Annotated in this window: 25 protein-coding genes; 21 read left to right on the plus strand and 4 right to left on the minus strand. The window is 50.4% G+C overall.

The genetic code is table 11. The features are described 5' to 3' along the window. The first annotated feature begins 210 nt into the window (after positions 1-210). From AC5RDV_RS04490 to AC5RDV_RS04530, 9 genes are all read left to right on the plus strand, one after another. Complete coding sequence (locus AC5RDV_RS04490) at positions 211-1140, plus strand: VapE domain-containing protein (protein ID WP_494222141.1); 930 nt, start codon at positions 211-213, stop codon at positions 1138-1140. 347 nt (positions 1141-1487) lie between these two features. Continuing rightward, on the plus strand, positions 1488-1763 hold the full coding sequence (locus tag AC5RDV_RS04495) for a tetratricopeptide repeat protein (RefSeq protein WP_276789264.1): 276 nt from the start codon (positions 1488-1490) through the stop codon (positions 1761-1763). 25 nt (positions 1764-1788) lie between these two features. Continuing rightward, positions 1789-2019, plus strand: a complete 231-nt coding sequence (locus AC5RDV_RS04500) for a 4Fe-4S dicluster domain-containing protein (protein WP_130892980.1) — start codon at positions 1789-1791, stop codon at positions 2017-2019. Positions 2020-2024: 5 nt separating this feature from the next. Further along, on the plus strand, positions 2025-3110 hold the full coding sequence (locus tag AC5RDV_RS04505; RefSeq protein ID WP_008627483.1) for a 3-methyl-2-oxobutanoate dehydrogenase subunit VorB: 1086 nt from the start codon (positions 2025-2027) through the stop codon (positions 3108-3110). Positions 3111-3116: 6 nt separating this feature from the next. Beyond that, on the plus strand, positions 3117-3353 hold the full coding sequence (locus tag AC5RDV_RS04510; RefSeq protein ID WP_282747234.1) for a hypothetical protein: 237 nt from the start codon (positions 3117-3119) through the stop codon (positions 3351-3353). An 11-nt stretch (positions 3354-3364) separates the two neighbouring features. Beyond that, complete coding sequence (locus tag AC5RDV_RS04515; RefSeq protein ID WP_282747232.1) at positions 3365-4147, plus strand: thiamine pyrophosphate-dependent enzyme; 783 nt, start codon at positions 3365-3367, stop codon at positions 4145-4147. Positions 4148-4161: 14 nt separating this feature from the next. Then, positions 4162-4707, plus strand: coding sequence for a 2-oxoacid:ferredoxin oxidoreductase subunit gamma family protein (locus AC5RDV_RS04520; RefSeq protein WP_040602849.1), 546 nt, complete (start codon positions 4162-4164; stop codon positions 4705-4707). 181 nt (positions 4708-4888) lie between these two features. Continuing rightward, positions 4889-7153 (plus strand): putative porin, encoded by a 2265-nt coding sequence (locus tag AC5RDV_RS04525; protein WP_282747230.1) that lies wholly within the window; start codon positions 4889-4891, stop codon positions 7151-7153. Between the two features lie 19 nt (positions 7154-7172). Next, positions 7173-7805: a chloramphenicol acetyltransferase gene (locus AC5RDV_RS04530; protein ID WP_282747228.1), complete on the plus strand. Its 633-nt coding sequence runs from the start codon at positions 7173-7175 to the stop codon at positions 7803-7805. A 122-nt stretch (positions 7806-7927) separates the two neighbouring features. Here AC5RDV_RS04530 and AC5RDV_RS04535 read toward each other — a convergent pair whose 3' ends face one another. Continuing rightward, complete coding sequence (locus tag AC5RDV_RS04535) at positions 7928-8863, minus strand: hypothetical protein (RefSeq protein ID WP_282747226.1); 936 nt, start codon at positions 8861-8863, stop codon at positions 7928-7930. A gap of 199 nt (positions 8864-9062) precedes the next feature. Here AC5RDV_RS04535 and AC5RDV_RS04540 point away from each other — a divergent pair, with 199 nt between their 5' ends. The 3 genes from AC5RDV_RS04540 to AC5RDV_RS04550 are packed head-to-tail and all read left to right on the plus strand — an operon-like array spanning position 9063 to position 11808. After that, positions 9063-10052, plus strand: a complete 990-nt coding sequence (locus AC5RDV_RS04540; protein ID WP_008627474.1) for a Gfo/Idh/MocA family protein — start codon at positions 9063-9065, stop codon at positions 10050-10052. A 1-nt stretch (position 10053) separates the two neighbouring features. Continuing rightward, the gene (locus AC5RDV_RS04545) at positions 10054-11199 is read left to right on the plus strand and encodes a DUF4421 domain-containing protein (RefSeq protein WP_282747225.1); all 1146 of its coding nucleotides are present in this window, start codon (positions 10054-10056) and stop codon (positions 11197-11199) included. A 6-nt stretch (positions 11200-11205) separates the two neighbouring features. Further along, the gene (locus AC5RDV_RS04550; protein ID WP_172604649.1) at positions 11206-11808 is read left to right on the plus strand and encodes a uracil-DNA glycosylase family protein; all 603 of its coding nucleotides are present in this window, start codon (positions 11206-11208) and stop codon (positions 11806-11808) included. A gap of 139 nt (positions 11809-11947) precedes the next feature. Here the strand turns inward: AC5RDV_RS04550 and AC5RDV_RS04555 are convergent, their stop codons facing one another. The 3 genes from AC5RDV_RS04555 to AC5RDV_RS04565 form a co-directional block, all read right to left on the minus strand. After that, positions 11948-14137 (minus strand): fasciclin domain-containing protein, encoded by a 2190-nt coding sequence (locus tag AC5RDV_RS04555; protein ID WP_008627469.1) that lies wholly within the window; start codon positions 14135-14137, stop codon positions 11948-11950. Between the two features lie 207 nt (positions 14138-14344). Beyond that, the gene (locus AC5RDV_RS04560; protein ID WP_282747221.1) at positions 14345-15136 is read right to left on the minus strand and encodes a Cof-type HAD-IIB family hydrolase; all 792 of its coding nucleotides are present in this window, start codon (positions 15134-15136) and stop codon (positions 14345-14347) included. 4 nt (positions 15137-15140) lie between these two features. After that, positions 15141-15593, minus strand: coding sequence for a DUF1573 domain-containing protein (locus AC5RDV_RS04565; protein WP_008627467.1), 453 nt, complete (start codon positions 15591-15593; stop codon positions 15141-15143). Between the two features lie 137 nt (positions 15594-15730). On the opposite strand from AC5RDV_RS04565, the gene AC5RDV_RS04570 reads away from it, so the two are divergent. The 9 genes from AC5RDV_RS04570 to AC5RDV_RS04610 all read left to right on the plus strand — a co-directional run bounded on the left by AC5RDV_RS04570 (position 15731) and on the right by AC5RDV_RS04610 (position 23116). Further along, positions 15731-16042: a DUF4286 family protein gene (locus tag AC5RDV_RS04570; RefSeq protein WP_008627466.1), complete on the plus strand. Its 312-nt coding sequence runs from the start codon at positions 15731-15733 to the stop codon at positions 16040-16042. A 3-nt stretch (positions 16043-16045) separates the two neighbouring features. Then, positions 16046-16624, plus strand: coding sequence for a crossover junction endodeoxyribonuclease RuvC (gene ruvC / locus AC5RDV_RS04575; protein WP_008627464.1), 579 nt, complete (start codon positions 16046-16048; stop codon positions 16622-16624). A gap of 10 nt (positions 16625-16634) precedes the next feature. Beyond that, complete coding sequence (locus AC5RDV_RS04580; protein WP_282747218.1) at positions 16635-18167, plus strand: ATP-binding cassette domain-containing protein; 1533 nt, start codon at positions 16635-16637, stop codon at positions 18165-18167. Positions 18168-18294: 127 nt separating this feature from the next. Further along, positions 18295-18891 (plus strand): imidazole glycerol phosphate synthase subunit HisH, encoded by a 597-nt coding sequence (gene hisH, locus AC5RDV_RS04585; protein ID WP_282747217.1) that lies wholly within the window; start codon positions 18295-18297, stop codon positions 18889-18891. Continuing rightward, on the plus strand, positions 18888-19619 hold the full coding sequence (locus tag AC5RDV_RS04590; RefSeq protein WP_282747215.1) for a 1-(5-phosphoribosyl)-5-[(5-phosphoribosylamino)methylideneamino]imidazole-4-carboxamide isomerase: 732 nt from the start codon (positions 18888-18890) through the stop codon (positions 19617-19619). The genes hisH and AC5RDV_RS04590 overlap by 4 nt, the downstream gene beginning before the upstream one ends. Before the next feature lie 2 nt (positions 19620-19621). Beyond that, positions 19622-20380, plus strand: a complete 759-nt coding sequence (hisF, locus tag AC5RDV_RS04595; RefSeq protein WP_130892994.1) for an imidazole glycerol phosphate synthase subunit HisF — start codon at positions 19622-19624, stop codon at positions 20378-20380. Between the two features lie 23 nt (positions 20381-20403). Beyond that, a complete protein-coding gene (gene hisIE, locus AC5RDV_RS04600; protein ID WP_261795444.1) occupies positions 20404-21024 on the plus strand; it encodes a bifunctional phosphoribosyl-AMP cyclohydrolase/phosphoribosyl-ATP diphosphatase HisIE in 621 nt (206 codons plus the stop codon). A 19-nt stretch (positions 21025-21043) separates the two neighbouring features. Next, entirely contained in the window at positions 21044-21781 is a 738-nt protein-coding gene (locus AC5RDV_RS04605) for a cell division ATP-binding protein FtsE (RefSeq protein ID WP_282747213.1), read from the plus strand. Between the two features lie 15 nt (positions 21782-21796). After that, positions 21797-23116 carry an aspartate kinase gene (locus AC5RDV_RS04610; protein WP_008627444.1) on the plus strand — a complete coding sequence of 440 codons (1320 nt, stop codon included), beginning with the start codon at positions 21797-21799 and terminating at the stop codon, positions 23114-23116. Position 23117: the final 1 nt, after the last annotated feature.

Consider the following 23117-nt stretch of genomic DNA (forward strand, 5'->3'; position numbering starts at 1 on the left):
AAAGCCGCCAACCTCGAATCCGCCCTCGGCAGCTTCCTTGCCGGACGATACGGGTTCCGCTTCAACGTGCTCACCGGAGCCACGGAATTCCGCTGCCTGCCTGATAAGGAAAACGGCACCTTCCGGCCCGTCACGGAACGAGACCTGAACGCCGTATGCCTCGAAGCGCACCGACACGGCATAGACTGTTGGGACCGGGACGTGGCACGCATGGTGCACTCCGCAGACATACCGGAATACCATCCCTTCCGGCAGTATTTCCAACGGCTACCGGCATGGGACGGGCGCGACCGGCTGCACGACCTGGCCGCCCACGTGTCGGACAGCCCCTTGTGGATACAAGCCTTCCACCGGTGGATGCTCGGGTTGGCCGCGCAATGGGCAGGTCTCTCCGACGGGCTGCACGCACACAGCACCGCGCCCCTGCTCGTCAGCGACGAACAGGGACTCGGGAAGTCCACCTTCTGCCGCGCCCTGCTGCCACCGCAGTTGCAGGCCTACTACACCGACAGCGTCGACCTCGCACGTCCCGACAAGGTGGAACGGCAGCTCACCGAGATGGGGCTGCTGAACCTTGACGAGTTCGACCGCATCCCCGAGAAGAAACACCCGCTCCTGAAAAACCTCATGCAGCTCTCCGCACTCAACCTGCGCAAGGCCTACCAAAGGCACGGCCAAGCCCTGCCGCGCATCGCCTCCTTCATCGGCACATCCAACTCGCGCGAACTGCTTTCCGACCCTTCGGGAAGCCGCAGGTTCATCTGTGTGCTCGTGGAGCATCCCATCGACTGCACGGGCATCGACCATGCGCAAATCTACGCCCAACTGAAGGCGGAACTGGAAAACGGGGAACGGTACTGGTTCAGCCACGGGGAAGAGAACGCCCTGCGGTTGCACAACGCGGCTTTCTACCGCATCTGCCCGGCCGGGGAGGTGTTGCGCCGCTACTATCGTGCGGCTCAGCCGGGCGAGAAGGTACGCCCGCTTTCGCTACCCGAAATATTCGCACGGTTGCGACGGTTGGAACCCGGGGCAATGGCAGGCGTGACGCTGCCGAAACTTGCCCAGGCCCTCGTGGCCGAAGGGGTGCAGAAAGTGCACACGCATTACGGCAACCGGTACAGAGTGGTGGAATTGTAACATCCCATTCATACAGAATTATACCATTTGACAAAAAGTGCAAAAAAAACTGATTTTACTAAATAAAAGACAGGATTACACACTTCTACCCCTTGATGTGCAATTTGCATAAAAACGGCACAAAAGAAAGAAATATGCGCAAAAAATACGTATTTCAAACGGCATATATCGTTTCATTTACAACCATATACAGCAACAAATGTCTTATACTGATATACAATAATTTAAAGAAAACACGGCATCATATATAGCTGTTTTAATTATTTAAAAGTATTTTAAAATGCAACTTTTTTAGCAGTTTTGATAAATATAGATTATCTTTGTAAAGACAGCAAACATCAGTAAAGATGGACATACAAAATGAAATCGACAAAATGCTACGTAAAGGGCAAATTGATGAGGCTATCTTACGGTTGGACAAACAGATTCAGGCCACAGCTACCCCCTGCGACCGGCTTTACTACCTTTTGGGCAACGCCTACCGCAAACGTGGAGATTTCGCACAAGCCTTGAACTGTTATTTAGAGGCCATGGCCATTAACCCGGACAGTCCGGCTGTCGAAGCCCATCAGATGTTGATGAATATCATAGAGTTTTATCACAAGGATTATTATAACCCGTAAAAAGATTTTTTAGTATTAAAGTATCATGGGGAAATTCAGAGGTATGATTGTAGTAGACCGCGAACGCTGCAAAGGTTGCAACCTGTGTGTGGTGGCTTGTCCGCTCCATATATTAGCGCTCACGGAGAAACAAGTAAACAAAAAAGGGTATCATTATGCCGAACAGGTCCAGAAGGATTTGTGCAACGGATGTGCATCTTGCGGCGTGGTGTGCCCGGACGGATGCATTACCGTGTATAAAAAGAAAGAAGAATAAAAGCTATGGCAGAAAAAGAAGTTGTATTAATGAAAGGTAATGAAGCCATCGCCCATGCAGCGATACGTTGCGGCTGCGACGGCTATTTCGGTTACCCCATTACTCCCCAGTCGGAAGTATTGGAAACGTTGGCTTTGGAAAAACCGTGGGAAACGACGGGGATGGTCGTATTGCAAGCCGAAAGCGAAGTGGCTTCCATCAATATGGTGTATGGTGCCGGTGCGGCAGGCAAACGCAGCATGACCTCGTCTTCAAGCCCCGGCGTGGCCCTGATGCAGGAAGGCATCGCATATATGGCCGGAGCGGAAATACCGGGACTGATTGTCAACGTGCAGCGGGGAGGTCCGGGATTGGGCACGATACAACCGAGCCAATCCGACTACTTCCAGGCCACACGCGGAGGCGGAAACGGCGACTACAATGTGATTGTGTTGGCTCCGGCTTCGGTACAGGAAATGGCCGACTTCGTGGATTTGGCGTTCGAACTCTCTTTCAAATACCGTAACCCGGCCATGATATTGAGTGACGGCGTCATCGGGCAAATGATGGAAAAGTTGGTGCTTCCCCCGTTCAAGCCGCGCCGTACGGAGGAAGAAATACGCCGGGAATGCCCTTGGGCCGCCATGGGTCGGATGCGTGGAGGAAGCCCCAACGTGCTTACGTCGCTCGACCTCGACAGCGCAAGCATGGAACAAAAGAACTTGCATTTGCAAGCCAAATACAAAGAAATCAAGGAAAAAGAAGTCCGCTTCGAATCCATCTTGTGCGATGATGCAGAGTATCTGATTGTCGCTTTCGGTTCTGCGGCCCGTATCGGACAAAAAGTCATTGAAATGTGCCGAGCCGAAGGAATTAAAGTCGGCTTGTTGCGCCCTATCACCTTATGGCCCTTCCCGTCTGCGGAAATTGCCCGTTTGAGCCGACAGGTCAAAGGAATCCTAAGCTTTGAAATCAATGCCGGGCAGATGTTGGAAGACATCCTGTTGGCCACGAACGGACGGACACCGGTAGCCCACTATGGCCGTATGGGGGGAGTCGTGCCCGCCCCGGATGAAGTGATACAAGCCCTGAAAGAAAAACTCATTAAATAAAATATCATGAACCGCGAGGAGATAGAAAAACTGATAGAAGAAACCGCATGCAAAGAACGCGCCAAAAAAGGAGTTTCCGTAGAAAAAGTGCGCAGCATATTAAACGTGATTTTTTTACTGTGCGCCGTGGTGGGGCTTATCCTCTATTTTGCCTGGCCGGACAACCGGTTGGCAGGCATGGCCGTTATCGGTGCCGGCATGGGCTTCAAAATCATCGAATTCTTTTTGCGTTTCTTGTTTTAACCGTTTGAACCATGACTGAAGAAGAAATCATACGACCGGAAAATCTGGTCTATAAGAAACCTACGCTGCTCAACGACACTCCGATGCATTACTGCCCGGGGTGCAGCCACGGAGTAGTTCACAAATTAGTGGCCGAAGTCATCGAAGAAATGGGTATGGAGAATAAGACCGTAGCCATCTCTCCTGTCGGCTGTGCCGTTTTTGCCTATAATTACATAGACGTGGATTGGGTAGAAGCCGCCCACGGGCGTGCTCCTGCCGTGGCTAGCGCCATCAAACGCTTGTGGCCCGACCGTCTGGTCTTCACCTATCAGGGTGATGGCGACCTGGCGTGCATCGGCACGGCCGAAAGCATCCATGCCCTGAACCGGGGAGAACATATCGCCATCATCTTCATCAACAATGCCATTTACGGCATGACGGGCGGACAAATGGCCCCCACGACGCTCATGGGGATGAAAACCGCCACGTGCCCTTACGGGCGGGAAGCTGACCTGCACGGTTACCCCCTGAAGTTCACAGAAATCGCCGCCTCTTTGGAGGGTACATGTTACGTTACCCGTCAATCCGTCCATTCCGTGGCTTCCATCCGGAAAACAAAAAAGGCTATCCGGAAAGCTTTTGAAAACTCCATGAACGGCAAAGGTGCCAGTCTGGTGGAAGTGGTAGCCACCTGCAACGCCGGTTGGAAACTTTCTCCGGAAAAAGCCAACCAATGGATGGAAGACAACATGTTTAAATTCTATCCGCTCGGTGATCTGAAAGACACCGCAACAGCAAACGATTCACATTAAACGAACTAATGGTCATGAAAGAAGAAATCATCATAGCCGGTTTCGGCGGCCAGGGCGTGCTTTCCATGGGGAAAATATTGGCATACGCTGCCTTGGTGGAGGGCAAGGAAGTAACCTGGATGCCCTCTTACGGCCCTGAACAACGTGGCGGTACAGCCAATGTCACCGTAATCGTCAGCGACGACAAAATATCCTCTCCCATCCTGAGCATGTATGATACGGCCGTTATCCTGAACCAACCTTCGTTGGAAAAATTCGAACAACGCATCAAACCGGGCGGTACACTGATTTACGACGGATACGGCATCAGCACGCCGCCTTCTCGCAAGGACATCACGGTCTATCGTATCGACGCCATGGACGCGGCCGCAGAGATGAAAGCAGCCAAGGCATTCAATATGATTGTCTTGGGAGGACTGTTGAAAGTACGTCCGTTGGTAGAAGTGGAAGATGTAATCCACGCACTACGCAAGACGTTGCCCGAACGCCATCACCACCTCATCCCGATGAACGAGGCAGCCTTACGCAAAGGCATGGAAATCATCAACCCGGCAGATTGACGGAAACCTCCGGTTGAAAAAACTTAAAGGGATGTATTTCCAAATCGGGAAATACATCCCTTTTTCTTTTCCATAACCTTGTACTATCGTCAAAACAGGATGCAGCCTGGCAGATCCAAACTTGAAAAACTTTGTTTTTCGTTTGCCTCTGCGCTCGCCTTTCGCTATCTTTGCACCCGTTATGAGACTCAAACTTACTTTTTTCTTATATGTCAGTTTGTGCATGGTGTCGCCCGCCATGGCACAAATGCCTGTCGGTAACCCCATCTATGGCACGGATGCCTACGGTAATCCGGTGGATGCCAACGGCAATCCCGTCCAACTCGATGCCAACGGCAATCCTGTCATCGACGGTTACGGTAACGATGCGTACACATGGGGACGCGACACAACACAAGCCGAAGACAAAATCATCCCTATCGGCTCATACGCCTGGAATATCGACGAACGTTTCGGCAACATCACTCCTGTAGACGTGGACACGCTGCCGAACAATTTCCAGAACTTCAACCTGACGGCCGGGCCTACGGGACAGTACAACTTTCTGGGCAATTTGGGTTCTCCCCGCCTGTCGCGCCTTTTCATGAACCGCAAGCCTTACAGCAACTTCATCTTTGCCGACCCGTTCGACTATTTCTACACTCCGGTGAGCGAATTCCAATTCACCAACACGCTAAGTCCCATCACCAACTTGTCTTACCACTCCTGCGGCAACAAGCAGGACGGAGAAGACCGACTGAGAGCTTATTTCGCCAGCAACATCAATAAGATTTCCGGTATCGGGTTCAAGCTCGACTACTTATACGGACGCGGGTATTACAACAACCAAGCCACTTCACTTTTCAACGGTTCGCTATACGGCTACTATCTGGACGACCGCTACAACATGCATGCATGGATTAGCGTGAACCACATGAGAATGGGCGAGAACGGCGGTATCGAGAATGACGACTACATCACCCATCCGGAAGACTTCACACGCTCCTACGGTTCAAGGGATATCCCGACCATCTTGTCGGAAAACTGGAACCGTAACGAAGACCAGACGTATTATCTCACACACCGTTATAACTTAGGATTCTACAAAGACATCGAACTGCCCGATTCGCTCCGTCCGGTGATGCCTGCCGATTCCGTATTGCTGAAAGGACTGCGCGACAGCTTGTTCACCGTATACCAAAAGGCGGACACGGCATACCAACATGCCGTCATGGACTCGTTGCGCAACGACTTCATGGCCAAACAGGACAATCCGCAGGATTTCGTACCGGTCACCAGTTTCATCCATACCCTGCGCATCCGCAACACCAAGCACACGGTGTATTCTTACGATACGCCCGACCACTATTATGCCGACTTGTTTTATGGCGACCCCAACAATATGAGTGACCGCACGCGGGGTTACGCCATCCAAAACACTTTAGGCATAGCCCTTCGCGAAGGTTTCAACAAATGGGCGAAAGCCGGCCTCACAGCCTTTGCATCCCATGAATACCGGCATTATACCATGCCGGACCTGAACGGCGGAAACAAAATCATCCGAAGCTATTCGGAAAATAATATCTCGGTAGGCGGACAACTGAGCAAACGGGAAGGAAAAACCCTGCACTACGATGTGACAGGCGAAGTGACGTTGCTCGGAGAAGACGTCGGGCAATTCGATGTGGAAGGCCGGGCAGACCTGAACTTCCGGTTGTTTAAAGATACCGTACAGTTGGCAGCCCGTGCATTCGTCAAGAACCTGAATCCGAGTTTCTACATGCGCCACTACCATTCGCAGTTCGCCTGGTGGGACAACGACCTGAACAAAGAATTCCGTACCCGGATAGAGGGAACGCTTTCCTTGAAACGTACACGGACAGCCCTCACCGTCGGAGTGGAAAACATCAAGAATTATGCCTACTTCGCCACAGACAAAATAGCTTATAACGATGAAGGGGGACAATTCGCCGGTTACAGCAACCGTATTTCCGTCAAACAATACGGGGGCAGCGTACAAGTGTTCAGCGCACGGCTTAACCAAAACTTCAAATTCGGTATCCTGCATTGGGACAACGAGGTGGCTTACCAGAAGACTAGTAATCAGGACATCCTCCCCCTGCCGGACCTCTCTGCCTACAGCAACCTCTACATCGTATTCCACATTGCCAAGGTACTGCGCGTGCAGTTGGGCGGCGACGTCCGTTATTTCACGGAATACTATGCTCCGGACTATGCCCCCATCATCCAACAGTTTACGGTGCAGTCGCCGGAAACGCGGATGAAGTTAGGCAACTATCCCATTTGCAACGCCTACGTCAATCTCTTCCTGAAGCACTGCCGCTTTTATGTGAACGTGAACCATGTAAACAACGGAACAGGCAACAAGAACGCATTCCTCGTCCCCCACTATCCCATCAATCCGATGAACATCCATTTCGGACTCTCGTGGAATTTCTTCAATTAAAAAGTTTTCACTCATATCCATGAAACAAAGCATCGACATCACCCATTGGAACCGCAGGGAGCATTTCGAATTCTTTTCCCGGTTCGACGATCCTTTTTTCGGAATCACCACACTCGTAGACTTCACTAAAGCCTACGAACATATCAAAGCACACCAACGCCCCTTCTTCCTCTCGTCCGTACATTTCCTGTTGAAATGCGCCAATGAAACGGAAGCCTTCCGGCTCCGGATAGAAGACGGGAAGCCCGTGCGGTACGACACCATACACGTATCTCCCACCATTGGACGAGAAGACGGAACTTTCGGGTTCGGCTTTTTCGAGTACCATGACGACATCGACATTTTTATACGGAATGCGGAAAAAGAAATAGAACGAGTGAAAAAAGGGAGTGGCCTGTCCGTTACCGAAAACACATGGCGACCCGATGTCATCCGCTATTCGGCATTGCCCTGGTTCGCATTTTCCGAAATGAAACATGTCGGTTCCATCCGGACCGGAGATTCCGTCCCTCGTATTTCCACGGGAAAGCTGACACAGGAAAACGGACTATATAAACTTCCTCTTTCTATCACCGTGCATCACGGGCTCATGGACGGGCGTGACGTAGCTGAATTTCTGCAAAAAATAGAATACCATCAACACTTTCTATAAATCCATTCGCCCGCACAGGAGAACACCTTTCCCGAGCAAAAAACTCCCTTTCCATATACCGTCATGCCCCGTATCAAATCATTCATTGATACGGGGCATGACGGTTTTATTCTTACCTGAAACTACTGCAAACCCTGCAAACGGCGTTCTTCCTCTTCAAAAGAGGCCTTCTCCTGTTTCCGTGCCTCGACCGAACCATACAAGTAAGACAACGGGAACAGCGTAAGCCAACTGAACACGTTCGCTATCACCGAAGCCAACATAAAGAAGAATACGACCAAAGCCGGGACGTATGAAGGCAGGTCTGTTGCGTCTCCTTCCAACACCCCCGTCAGGGAAGCATGACCGGCGTATGCCAGAATCCCCGCCGGCAACCAACTCACAGCTGCCAACACTCCCATGATAAGACCTCCGCAAAACAAGATTATGAAAAACGCACCCCAGTACTGGTAACCATCTTTCATACGCTTCAGGCTATACCAAAAGTCGCGGCGTTCGCCCAACATATAGTCCATAATCACCATACAGTAAGGCACTCCCAACGCAAGCAGCAGGACATACGACACCACAGTCACCCAGACGTTGCCCGGCCCCAACCACAAAGTCACAGGCACGATGAGCAAAGAGAAAACCACGACGGCCACCAACGTACACGTCAAAGCCCGCAGGGAAGCATCGAATACCTCACGCTTGGCCTCACCGAACCGCAACACAGGCCACGCCCCGGCCGTAGCAAAACGGGAAATAGCCGTCATCACGTTACCCATATAAAAGCTATCGGCCAACAGGGACAACACACTTAATAGGATAAGAGTAAACAATGGAAAAGAAAGCACGACCGGTTCGCTTGCTGCCATCCAACGCGTCAAAGCCACGGTAATCTGATTGAAAAACACGCCCCACAATCCCATCACCACCGCACCCACGATGAGCGAAGGGTACAAAAACTTCAATAAAGGCAGGATATGACGTGTAGGCAATTTCAGTCCCTCGTTCAGACAACTCAGATAACTACGGCTTTTGAACAAGCCCCCATCCATTTCTTTCTTCTCTTCCATAACCGAATTTGAAACTTTAATGTTCTTTTGCCGGACAAAAATACCATATTTTTCCATACCTCAGTGATGAGATAACATTTTTTATACCTCGTCGGAAACGGCACTACCGGCTTTATCCAAACTTTCTGCCGCCCATCAGCCGGAATATGCCGCCTTTTTTGTACATTTGCGTAAAGATTACATTTTTCATTGCACGAATATGGACGCGGAAATCATCATCAAATGGGGATTTATCGGATGTGGGGAAGTGACGGAAAAGAAAAGCGGGCCGGCTTTCAGTCTCGTGCCCGGCTCTAAAATCGAAGCCGTCATGAGCCGTAATAAAGAAAAAGCACGTTCGTACGCCGAAAGGCACGGTATCCCCAAATGGTACACCGACGCACAGGAATTAGTGGACGACCCCGACGTAAATGCCGTCTATATCGCCACTCCTCCTTCTTCACATGCCACTTTTGCCATCATGGCCATGAAGGCCGGCAAGCCGGTATATGTAGAGAAGCCCCTCGCGGTAAGCTACGAAGAATGCTGCCGCATCAACCGTGTCTCCCAACAAACGGGTGTGCCTTGCTTCGTGGCCTATTACCGGCGTTACCTGCCTTACTTTGCCAAAGTAAAGGAACTGATACGAAGCGGAGCCATCGGACGGGTGCTCAACGTGCAGATCCGGTTTGCTGTTCCACCGCGTGATTTGGACTACAACAGCCGGGAACTGCCCTGGCGTGTGCAACGCGACATCGCAGGAGGAGGTTATTTCTACGACCTCGCCCCGCACCAGTTGGATTTGTTACAGGAATTTTTCGGCCCGATTATCAAAGCCCACGGATACTGTTCCAACCGGGAAGGACTATATGCCACGGAAGATAACGTCAGTGCCTGTTTCCAATTCCCGGACGGTACGCCGGGTTCCGGTTCTTGGTGTTTTGTCGCCCATGAATCGGCAAAGACCGACCGTATTGAAATCATCGGCGACAAAGGACAGATTTGCTTCTCGGTATTCACCTACGACCCCATTGCCCTGCATACGGAACGCGGTCGCGAAGAACTCGTCATTCCGAATCCCGACCACGTGCAACTCCCTTTGATTCACAACATCGTCGAACATTTGCAAAAGCAAGCCATCTGTACTTGCGACAGCGTGAGTGCCACACCGGTTAATTGGGTTATGGACAAAATCTTGGGAAAACTGTAAGATGAAATTACGGAACGCACTGATCATACACGCCTGTCTTCTTTGTTTTTCCGCTTCCGCACAATCTCCTATCGGTGAAGCCTACACTGCTGTTACGGAATTTGCTGACAGCGCAAAGACAGCCATACCATCCGACTTGCCCCAAAAACGGAAAGGAAATATCTTCAAACAATTTTTCCGTGTATTCAACGCCATGGACACGACTTATATCACCCCGAACAAATACAACTGGGCGTTCATGTTGCAAAACACGAACAGCTTCGAAACCTACACGCTGCACAGCCGGGAGTTAGGTCAAAAGCTGTCATTCTCTCCCCGCCCGGCCATCAAAATAGGACCTTATTTAGGTTGGCGTTGGATTTTTTTAGGATATACCTTCGAAGTATCCTCTTTAGGCAAAGGCCAACAATCGAAGAAGACGGAGTTTGAACTGAGCCTGTATAGTTCCATGCTCGGTTGCGACCTTATTTACCGCCGGACAGGAGACGATTTCCGCCTGCGTAAAGTGAAAGGCCTTGGCGAAGAAGCACAAGAAGTAGAAGGCGAAAACTGCCACGGCATCAACGTAAAAATGACAGGCATCAATGCCTATTACATCTTCAACCACAAACGTTTTTCTTATCCAGCCGCATTTGCACAGAGTACCGTACAACGCAAAAGCTGCGGGTCGTGGAAAGTCGGTTTTGCCTATACCCGGCACGAACTGGATTTCGATTATAATGCCCTACCGCCCGTGCTCACCCATAACCCGGACCACGAACTCAGCCAGGATTTCCAGGTAGATAAAGTCAAATACACGGATTTCAGCCTGAGTTGCGGTTATGCCTACAACTGGGTGTTCAAGAAAAACTGGTTGTTATGCATTTCCATCGTGCCGGCCATCGGTTATAAAAAAACACATACAGCCGCCGTGCAATCGGAAAACGAGACGGAGACTTCGGCTTTGGCTTCTCATCTGAGAAACCTGAATTTCGACGTCACGGGGCGTGCGGGACTGGTATGGAACAACACCAAATATTTCGGTGGCTTGTCTTTAATCGTGCACAACTACAATTACCGCCACAACCGCCTGTCCATCAACAACACGTTCGGCACACTGAATTTATATATCGGACTGAATTTTCATAAACGTAAAGCATACAGATAGATACACATGACACCAACAGATTCCCCCACCCCCGTTCCCACCGAAGAACATCCCTTGCAACCGTTCCTTCCACCCCATGCACGCCTGTTGATGCTGGGCAGTTTCCCACCCCAGAAGAAACGTTGGTGCATGGATTTCTACTACCCGAACTTCATCAACGACATGTGGCGCATCATGGGATACATTTTCCATGGCGACCGGAATTGGTTTGTAGATGAACGGGCCAAATGTTTCAAGAAAGCAATGATCGTGGAGTTCCTGCTCGACAAGGGCATCGCCCTATACGATACGGCTTCCGCCGTCCGCCGTCTTCAGGATAATGCGTCGGACAAGTTTTTGGAAGTCGTCACCCCGACCGACCTACCCCGGTTGCTCGGACAAATCCCCCATTGCACGGCCATCGTCACCACCGGACAAAAAGCTACCGACACGTTGTGCGATACCTTCCATATATCGCAGCCAGCCATCGGAAGCTTCAGCCCGTTCGTGACGGAAGGACGCGAATTACGGCTGTATCGCATGCCGTCCAGTTCACGGGCCTATCCCATGAAATTGGAGAAGAAAGCCGACTTTTACCGTAAAATGTTGGACGAAACAGGGCTGCTGTAAAACGCAACCTCCACAATCCACAACTCCCCACCAATTTTCATAGCCTTTCCGAAGCGTAAACAAAAAAGTGGCGGCCGGGATTCCTGATGTCAAGAATTAACCCAACCGCCACAACTACACAAACTAATACCTGTGTACGTTAATAAAGGTCTTCACCGATACCTCCGGCCCCGCAAATGCTAATCGGAACCATCTCCATATATTCCAACACGAAAGCGGCATCGCTACTTCCCGTGAACACCGAGCGGAACCGCACCGTATGCTCCCTGTTGGGGAGGACTACGACCTCGCAAACCTTACGACGCAGGCAGGAAGCGACATTGTACAACACATTGGAAGACATGGGTACGTATTGCGGCGTTTCCGGAATATTTCCGGCGTTATAGCATATCACGCTCTTCCCCGCGCTATAGTAACCGTTGTTCTTCATGACACGGGCATTTTCCTCCAATTCCTCCGTCGTATAAATACCGTTGGAGTTTTCATCCTTGTTACGCCACCCGGAGCCTCCGTTATAAAGACCGGCCACGCGGCTGTCCGACCCACCGTAACGCATGTCAATGGGAAGTCCCTGCGGCACATCGTCCAAGTAAACCTGAGCTATGCCTCGGTTCCCCACTCCGCCCGGATAAGCTATCCGGAGTTCATACGTGCCGGGAGGAACATGGGGCAAATTGAACTCCACGTCGTAACTTGAACCTTGAACGGTTATCTCGTCTCCTCCGAAGTCCCACCAACGTAACTTGGGACGATGCACCATGAATACCGAAGTCTCCGAGAATTTGACCCCTTCTATATATCCCTTGGGAGCATAGTAATTGAATCCCCCTGCTTTTCCACCTGTCTCCGAATTGTCGGATGCCTCGCTGTAAGCCTCACGCGGGTCACCGTTCAAACGCATGTCGTTATTGGTCAATTCCGGCCACACGGTCTGGAAATCTATTCTCAAACGCGTATTGTAAACGTTGTTCCGTGTCGTCTGGTCGTAAGCCAACACGTCGTCCACATAATAATAGGCCACGTTGAGAGAGAAATTCTCCACATCAGGCACCGTCACGCGTGAACCGCGTACTCGCTCGTTGGAATTATACTTACTGGCCTCGCTGTGGTTGATATAGAACTCACGGGGATATTCCACAGCCGGATCCGTGGTAGAATACACCTTTTCCAACTTCATGGACGAGAAATCAAGCATCGTGTTTATCCATTCCGTAGGGCTGGCATAAGCCGTATTGAATCCCCAACAATTGATGAACTTGTCCGTACTGGCAAACATACGGTCCAAGATATGGTAAGTCATAAAAATCTTCAACGGGTTGTGAGGATTGGTCAGGCTATTCTTGTTCCAATACAGTTCCTTGTAAGTCTTGCCTTCCGGATTAGTCGGATCCACCTTATTCAACCCGAATATCTCAGCCGACTGGTTATCATTATATTTTTCGACGGCCAATTCGTACAAGGCATCTATCTTTTGCTCCATCGACATGCCCTCGCTGAAAAGGTTCGCATATTTCTCGTACAGCACGCGGTCTGGCACAATGAACAAAGTAAAGCCCGAGTAACGGTGGTCCGGACGTTTCAAGGTGTAGGTATAATTCCCTGGCTTTTGATTGTACAGGAACTCGGGAAAACTCGCCTTTTCCGCCTCGTAATCATCATCTCGGTATTCCGACAAGGAATCCAACAGACCTGTACGGCGGAGTGCCTCATAATAAATGGTAAAGTCAGCTTTGTTCTCTTCGAGCAAGGAAGCCCCCAAACTGGTACTTGGGACAAGCACTTTGCTCACCGGATGACACACGCCGTTTTCCACCGAGTCATTCTTCAACTCATTGATAATAGCAGCCCTACGGTTCACAATACTCAACACCATGCCATTGGCATCAACCGTATCGCCCGTGGTCTGAATCACCAAAGGCAAATCCAGTTCATTCTTCTGCTGCGATGTCTCCGCCAGGTTATATGTATAAACTATCGAGTTGTCTATCATGCAGGCTTTCACAAGTGTGTCGCAATAAGCCTCCGGAATGTCCTCCACGGAAGCATAACCATACTCCTTCAAAAAATCTTCCACACCGGAGTTTACCGGCGGAAACAAAGTGCGCCCGCCACGGCTCGCCAAAAAGTCCATTTGCCCTGCACGCTCCACGATACGTGTGAACAAACTGAAATCCTCACGGGACTTCAAATAATCACTCATCATTTCACCCGTAAAAGTATAATAACTCGCAGAAGGCAAGTCATCATTACAACCGGACAAGAAAACCGACTGCCCGACCACGAAGAAGGCACTGCATACGGTTAACCATCGCTTGATTTGTTTTTTCATACATTTAATAAAATTAGAACGAAATTAGGAATTATTATGGAGGCAAATTTACAAGAAGTATTTAATAATACGAATTATTCCAGTCAAAAAAAGAAGAAAAACTTCAATTTTTAACACTTTTGTGCTCCCACACAACTATAATCTGTGTGGGAGCACAGGAAAGAAGTGCAACTCATCCCCATAAAAGCCACGGAACGTTTCTTAAAATCAATTTATCAAGCCAAAATGACGCAATGCCCTTGCCACGCCATCCTCATCCACAGAAGCCGTCACGTACGCCGCAACCTCCTTCAACTCTTCGCACGCGTTTCCCATGGCTATCCCGCATGGAACGTGGGACAGCATAGCCATATCATTCCCCCCATCGCCAAACGCCATGGCTTCGTCCAACGAAAGCCCCTCGTATGCCAGCACTTTGTCTATGCCGACACTCTTGTCCACTCCCCCGGCAATGACATCCGTGAAGAAAGGATGCCAACGCATGGAAGTGCAGTCGGGCATCAACGCAGACATGAAATGCGGTTCACGGTCAGCTTTGAAGAAAGAAATGAGTTGCAAGACATCTTTTCCGCGGGCATACGAAGCCGGACGAACGGGCGGCATTTTGATGTCCAACAAACGGGCCACCGCATCGACATCTTCGTTAAGTTCTGTAATGAACATCTCATCGCTGCAAACAAATATAACAGGATATGCGTCTGCCCCGTGTGTCAGGTGCCCCACGACACGCCCCACGCTCTCCGCTGAAACCGACTGATGATAAATCACTTCTCCGCCGCTCGTAAAACAATGAGCACCCGTCACGGTAATCATGCCGTCGTACTCCAATTCACCCAAATTGTCGATAAAGGGAACCGGACGCCCCGTAGCTATATAAACTTTGATGCCACGGCTGCGAAGGGCGGCCACGGCATCAAGGGTGGATGGGGGAATGCGATGGGTCTTAAAAGAGACCAACGTCCCGTCGATATCGAAAAATACCGCTTTTATCTTTCCCATCGGCTTATTTCTTATCTTTTTCGGAAGCTGTCATTACACCGGTAATATACAATTTCACCATAGGTTCCTTGGCATTGGTACGCACCGTAATGCTTTTCTTGAACCGCCCCGGATATTTTCCACTGCCGTTGTACGTCACCTCCATCTTGCCCTTCTCCCCGGGTTTTACCGGCATCCGGGTATAAGTGGGTACCGTGCATCCGCATGAAGCGATAGCCTGATGAATCACCAACGGGGCATTCCCCTCATTGGTAAACGTAAACGTACATTTCACAATCGGGTCGTCTTCCGAAAAGGTTCCCAAATCCTGGGTTGTCTTGTCGAACACAATACTGGCTTCCTTCACGTCGGACTTTGTCTCCTGTGCAGCCACCAAGGCACTCCCTTCCGTCTTTTGCGCCGAGACCGGAACGCCTCCCAACATGCACAGCAAAGACCATGCTATAAACTTTTTCATATCCTTCTTCTATTAAAATCACTGCAAAAATAGGTCCTTTATTTAAAATAAGGTAGGTATTCCACGAAAAAATAGGAATTATTAGCACATCAACCGCCTTTTTCGTAACTTTGCAAACTCAATAAAACTTAGAAAACATGTTGGTTTACAATACGACTTATCACGTGACTTTCGACGATGCCCGGAACTTTGTCATCTGGATTCATCAAGTCTATATCCCGCAGGCATTGGCTTCCGGCTTTTTGGACAAGCCAAGGCTGTGCAAGATCCTGTCCCACCACGATGAAGATTCCGAATGCTTTTCCTTGCAATTCGAGGTGGAAAGTTCGGCACGGCTGCACGAATGGTATGTCAAGCACGGCGAAAAGCTCTTCCAGGAAATGCAGAAGATATTCAAAGACAAGGCTGCCGGGTTCACCACTTTAATGGAAGTCATAGAGGAACACTGATTCATGACGGACAAGCAAAACAGCGAAAAGATAATCCTGGGCATAGACCCGGGCACGAACCTCATGGGATACGGCGTGCTGCGTGTAACCGGGAACAAGGCGGTCATGGAAACCATGGGCATCATCGACCTGCGCAAATATACCGGACCTTACTTGAAACTCGGCCGGATATTCGAAAGGGTGACAGGCATCATCGAATCATACCTGCCGGACGAAATGGCCATCGAAGCGCCTTTCTTCGGCAAAAACGTGCAGAGCATGCTGAAATTGGGGCGCGCACAGGGCGTGGCCATTGCGGCGGCTATCCACCGCGACATCCCCATCACCGAATATGCGCCGCTCAAAATCAAAATGGCCATCACCGGAAACGGGCAGGCCAGCAAAGAACAAGTGGCAGGCATGCTGACCCGTATGCTCCATATCCGCGAGGAAGACATGCTGCCGTATATGGATGCCACCGACGGACTAGCTGCCGCCTACTGCCATTTCCTACAGATGGGGAAGCCGGCCGTGGCCCAACCTTACCACAGTTGGAAAGATTTCATCCGGAAAAATCCGGATAAGGTGAAAGGACAGATTTAACACGAACACAATGCAACACATCATTGAAATCACGGACGGGGTACCCCGTCATCCGCTTTACCGCATGAACCATCCGGTAAATTTGGCTATCGCATCCGGGGAACAAGTGGCCATCGTTGGAGCCAACGGGAGCGGCAAATCACGACTGGTGGACATCATCACCGGACGCTATCCGCTCCTGTTGAACGAAGTCCGTTACGACTTTTCCCCCTCGCCGTTGAAACTGGTCAGCGAAAATATCAAATATATCACTTTCCGCGATTCTTACGGAGACAGCGACGGCAGTTACTACTACCAACAACGTTGGAACCAACACGACATCGACGAGAAGACCCCGACCGCCGGACAAATGTTGGAGGAGGCTTTCACCGCAGCCGAAAACACTACGGGGTACGGCATGGACGAAGAGGGAAAGCGACAGATGCACGAGCGGCGCACGATGTTGCGGGACAAACTTTATGAGATGTTCCACCTCTCCACCCTGTTGGATAAATATATCATTACCTTGTCCAGCGGAGAGTTACGGAAGTTCCAACTCACCAAAACGTTGCTTTCCGGCCCGAGGCTTTTGATTATGGACAATCCTTTCATCGGGCTGGATGCACAGACGCGGGAGCAACTGGCCGGACTACTCCAAACGCTGATCCGCGAAACGGACCTGCAAACCATATTGGTCCTGTCGAAGACCGATGACATTCCGGAATTCATCACCCATGTCATTCCGGTGGAACATCTGGACATCCTGCCCAAAGTACCGCGTACGGAATACATCGGACAACGCCCTCGCATCCCGATACGTGTGCTCGAAGAAGACAAAGCCGCCCGCATCCTAACATTGCCTGAGAAAGAAAACCGCCTGACCACCACGGACACGGAGGGTTGCATGCTGCGGTTCAACCACGTGAGCATCCGTTACGGACAGCGCACCATCCTGAAAGACTTGGACTGGACGGTGAAGCAAAACGAGAAATGGGCTTTGAGCGGCGAAAACGGTGCCGGGAAATCCACCCTCCTCAGTCTGGTATGTGCCGACAATCCGCAAAGCTACGCCTGCGACATCGAACTGTTCGGACGGAAACGAGGTTCGGGAGAGAGCATTTGGGACATCAAACGGCATATCGGTTACGTCAGTCCGGAAATGCACCGTGCATACCTGAAAGACCTCCCGGCCATAGACATCGTAGCCAGCGGACTGAACGACTCCGTAGGGCTTTACGTGCATCCTCGTCCGGACCAACGGGCCGTCTGCGAATGGTGGATGGACATTTTCGGCATCGCCGGACTGAAAGACCGTACTTTCCTGAAACTCTCCAGCGGAGAGCAACGGCTCTGCCTGTTGGCCCGCGCATTCGTCAAAGACCCGGAGCTGCTAATCTTAGACGAGCCATTGCACGGCTTGGACGACCGTAACCGTCAGTTGACACGTGAGATTATTTCGGCTTTTTGCCGACGAAAAGACAAGACCATGATTATGGTAACGCATTATGCCGAAGAGCTGCCCGATGTCATTACGCATAATCTGTTCCTGAAAAAGAACAAGTAGCATGCAGTTCGTCACAAAAAAGCAACGAAATGTAAGCAAAATACGTTTTTTCATGTTACTTTATCCCGTCTGTCAACTAAAATTAGTATATTTGCAGACATCAAAAAAAGACAGAGCATATTAAAAGATGAATGTAGCCATCGTAAAGTATAATGCAGGAAACATTTATTCCGTAGCCAACGCACTGAAACGGTTGGGGATTACGCCGGAACTGACCGACGACGCAGAGCGGTTGTCGAAAGCCGACCGCGTGCTTTTTCCGGGACAAGGAGAAGCCGGCAGTACGATGGCTTACCTGCGTTCGCGGGGATTGGACCGCCTGATACGCGACCTGAAGCAACCCGTTTTGGGCATCTGCATCGGCCAGCAACTGATGTGCGGCCATTCCGAAGAAAGCGATACGGACTGCTTAGGCATTTTCGACGCGGAAGTCCTGAAGTTCCGTCCGGAAAAGCACGAAGACAAAGTGCCCCACATGGGATGGAACACCTTGGCACGTACAAGCAGCCCGCTGTTCAAAGGCTTCGGCACGGACGAATTCGTTTATTTCGTACACAGCTATTACGTGCCGGTCAACCCGTACACCATAGCCGTGACCGACTATGTCGTGCCGTTCAGTGCTGCCTTGCATAAAGACAATTTCTACGCCACGCAATTCCATCCGGAGAAAAGCGGAAGCGTGGGTGAACGCATATTGAAAAACTTTTTAGATTTGGCAGTATGATCGAACTGATACCGGCCATAGACCTGATAGACGGCAAATGCGTACGGCTGACCAAAGGAGATTACGCCACGCAGAAGACCTACAACGAAGACCCGGTAGCCGTGGCACGGGAAATTGAAAGTTACGGCTTCAAACGTTTGCACGTCGTGGACCTCGACGGGGCACGATCCAAACATATCGTCAACCATAAAGTATTGGAACGCCTGGCTTCGTCCACCGGCTTGACAATAGACTTCGGTGGCGGCATCAAAGCCGACGAAGACCTCCGCATCGCCTTCGAAAACGGGGCGGCACTGGTCACGATAGGCAGTGTGGCGGCCACCTGTCCGGAATTGTTCCTCGGATGGCTCGGGCAATATGGGCCAGACCATATCATATTGGGCGCAGACGTCAAAGACGGACTGATTTCCATCAACGGTTGGAAAGAGGAAAGCACGCAGGAGCTGCTTCCTTTCCTCCGTCGTTACATGGACGAAGGCGTACGGCATGTGCTCTGTACGGACATCAGCAAGGACGGCATGTTGCAAGGCCCCTCCACCGGCCTCTACCGGAAAGTCATGGCAGAGTTTCCGGACTGCGGGCTGATAGCGAGCGGAGGGGTCAGTTGCCTGCAAGACCTCATCGGCCTGAACGAAGCCGGCATCCCGGCCGTAGTCTTCGGAAAAGCCATCTACGAGGGCAGAATCTCATTAAACGAATTGGCCGAATGGGCTGAAAACAAAGGATAAGTATGGCATTGGCAAAACGTATCATCCCCTGTCTGGATGTCAAGAACGGACAGACGGTAAAGGGGACTAATTTCGTGAACCTGCGCCAAGCCGGAGACCCGGTGGAACTGGGCAAGGCTTACAGCGAACAGGGAGCGGACGAACTGGTGTATTTGGACATTACGGCCAGCCACGAAGGCCGCAAGACATTCACGGAAATGGTGCAGCGTGTGGCAGCAGAAATATCCATCCCCTTCACCGTCGGCGGCGGTATCAACGAACTGGCCGACGTGGAACGGTTGCTGAATGCCGGAGCCGACAAAGTGAGTGTCAACTCGGCAGCCTTGCGTAACCCCGTACTTATCAACGAGATTACGGGGCATTTCGGGTCACAAGTCTGCGTGGTGGCCATTGATGCCAAAGAGACCGAAGAAGGTTGGTTCTGTTACCTGAACGGCGGACGCATACGCACAGGACGGAACCTGTTCGAATGGGCACGCGAAGCATGCGACCGGGGAGCCGGTGAAATCCTGTTTACGTCCATGGACCACGACGGAGTGAAAGACGGCTATGCCAACCAAGCTCTTTCACGTCTCGCAGAGGAGCTGAGCATCCCGGTTATCGCCTCGGGAGGAGCCGGAAGCAAAGAGCATTTCCGGGACACTTTCATCGAAGGGAAAAGCGATGCCGCACTGGCTGCCAGCGTCTTCCATTTCGGAGAGATTTCCATTCCGGAACTGAAAACATGGCTAAAGTCGGAAGGCATTAACGTTAGAATTTAAAAAAGACATATCAAACACCTATTATATATATGGAAATAGATTTCGACAAGATGGACGGCCTCGTACCGGCTGTCATCCAGGACGCCGAGACTAAAAACGTCTTGATGTTGGGATTCATGAACCGTGAAGCCTACGACAAGACATTGGAAACCGGAAAGGTAACATTCTTCAGCCGCAGTAAAAGCCGGCTATGGACCAAAGGTGAAACCAGTGGAAACTTTTTGCATGTCGTTTCCATCAAAAACGACTGCGACCATGATACGCTACTCGTCCGGGTACATCCCGAAGGCCCGGTGTGCCATACCGGTACCGATACTTGCTGGGGAGAGAAAAATGAAGCCAATCCCTTGACATTCCTTAGCGAGTTACAAGATTTTATCGAAACACGACATAAGGAAATGCCTGAAGGGTCATACACTACGAGTTTGTTTAAGGACGGTATCAACCGTATGGCGCAGAAAGTGGGCGAAGAAGCCTTGGAGGCCGTCATAGAGGCTGTTAACGGCACAGACGAACGCCTCATTTATGAAGGTTCGGACATGCTATACCATCTCATCGTCCTGCTTACCTCCAAAGGACTACGTATAGAGCAGATGGCCGCAGAATTACAGGCCCGCCACAAGCCAGGGTGGAAAAAACACTAACCTCCTAAAAGAAACATATATGCGCATCGAATATCAAAATGTGGATATAGTCCAAGAAGAACATGTCATTCTGAAAGGCGTGAATTTTCAGGCTGAAGCCGGAGAATTCATTTACCTGACCGGTAAAGTAGGTACCGGGAAAAGTTCCCTGCTGAAGACGTTCTATGGCGAACTGGATGTGCATACGGGAAGTGCGCGTGTGCTCGATCGCGAAATGACCAAAATCAAACGCAGGCACATCCCGGCACTACGCAAACGGCTAGGTATCGTATTTCAGGATTTCCAACTGCTCAACGACCGTACCGTACGAGCCAACCTGGATTTCGTACTCAAAGCTACCGGATGGAAAAAGAAGAAGGAACGGAACACGCGCATCCATGAAGTGCTTGAACAAGTGGGCATGACGGCCAAAGCCGACCAAATGCCCTATCAGTTGTCGGGTGGAGAACAGCAATGCGTGTGCATCGCAAGAGCCATCCTGAACCGTCCGGACATTATCCTGGCCGACGAAGCGACCGGAAATTTAGACAAAGAGAACGGTCGTCGGGCCGCCGCAATATTGTACGACATCAGCAAAGCGGGTACCACCGTCGTGCTGAGCACGCACAACGAAGAACTGATATCCGAATTTCCGGGCGTAGTCTATCGTTGCGGAGAAGGACGTTTGCAGGAATGCACAGACGCCTACACTCCCCTGTTGGCTCCTGACGCCATCGAATCGAAAAGCATTGAAGAAAATATAAATGAGAATAACTAAAACCCAATATTCGATATGAAAGTAATGAAGTTCGGCGGAACATCTGTGGGTTCCGCACAAAGGATGAAAGATGTATGTCGGTTGATTACGCAGGACGGCACGCCCAACATGATTGTGCTTTCCGCCATGTCCGGTACAACGAATACGTTAGTCGAAATATCCGATTACCTTTATAAGAAGAATCCGGAAGGTGCCAATAACGTCATCAACCAGTTGGAACAAAAATACCGCCAACATGTAGATGAATTGTATGCCACGGAAGAATACAAACAGAAAACATTGGACTTTTTGAAAGATGAGTTCGACTATTTGAGAAGTTTCACTAAAATCCTGTTCACTTCGTTCGAAGAAAAAGTCGTCCTGGCCCAAGGAGAAGTCATCAGTACCAACATGGTGACAAATTACCTAAAGGAATGTGGTGTAAAGACTATCCTGTTGTCGGCACTCGATTTTATGCGTACGGACAAAAATTCCGAACCGGATTTCAATTACATCAAAGAGAAAATCAACGAATTGTTGGCTGCCAACCCCGGATACCAGATTTACATCACACAAGGCTTCATCTGCCGTAACGCATACGGCGAGGTGGACAACTTGCAACGTGGCGGTTCGGACTATACGGCCTGCCTCATCGGGGCTGCGATAAAGAGTGAGGAAATCCAGATATGGACGGACATCGACGGCATGCACAACAACGACCCGCGCATCGTAGACAAAACGAAGCCCGTACGTCAACTTCATTTCGAAGAAGCGGCGGAACTGGCTTATTTCGGAGCCAAAATCCTGCATCCGACCTGCATCCAACCGGCTAAATTCGCCGGAGTACCCGTACGCTTGCTGAACACCATGGACCCATCGGCTCCCGGAACGATAATCAACAACGAGTTTCAGGAAGGAAAAATCAAAGCCGTTGCTGCCAAAGACAACATCATCTCCATACAAATACACTCTAGCCGTATGTTGTTGGCCTACGGCTTCTTACGCAAAGTGTTCGAAATCTTCGAAAGCTACAAAACGAGCATCGACATGGTAAGCACCTCGGAAGTAGGTGTGTCTGTTACGATCGACAACAAGTCGTATTTGAAAGACATTGTGGCCGACCTGATGAAATACGGAACGGTGACCGTCAAAGAGAATATGTGTATCATTTGTGTAGTAGGCGACCTTTCGCGAGACAACGTCGGTTTTGAAAGCCAGGCTGCAAAAGCGTTAAAAGACATCCCCGTACAAATGATTTCATACGGTGGAAGCAACCATAACATCTCATTCCTGATTAACGAAGAAGACAAGAAAAGTGCGCTTCAGGCACTCAGCGACACGTTGTTCAACAATTAAT

The organism is Paraprevotella sp. (assembly GCF_986071375.1).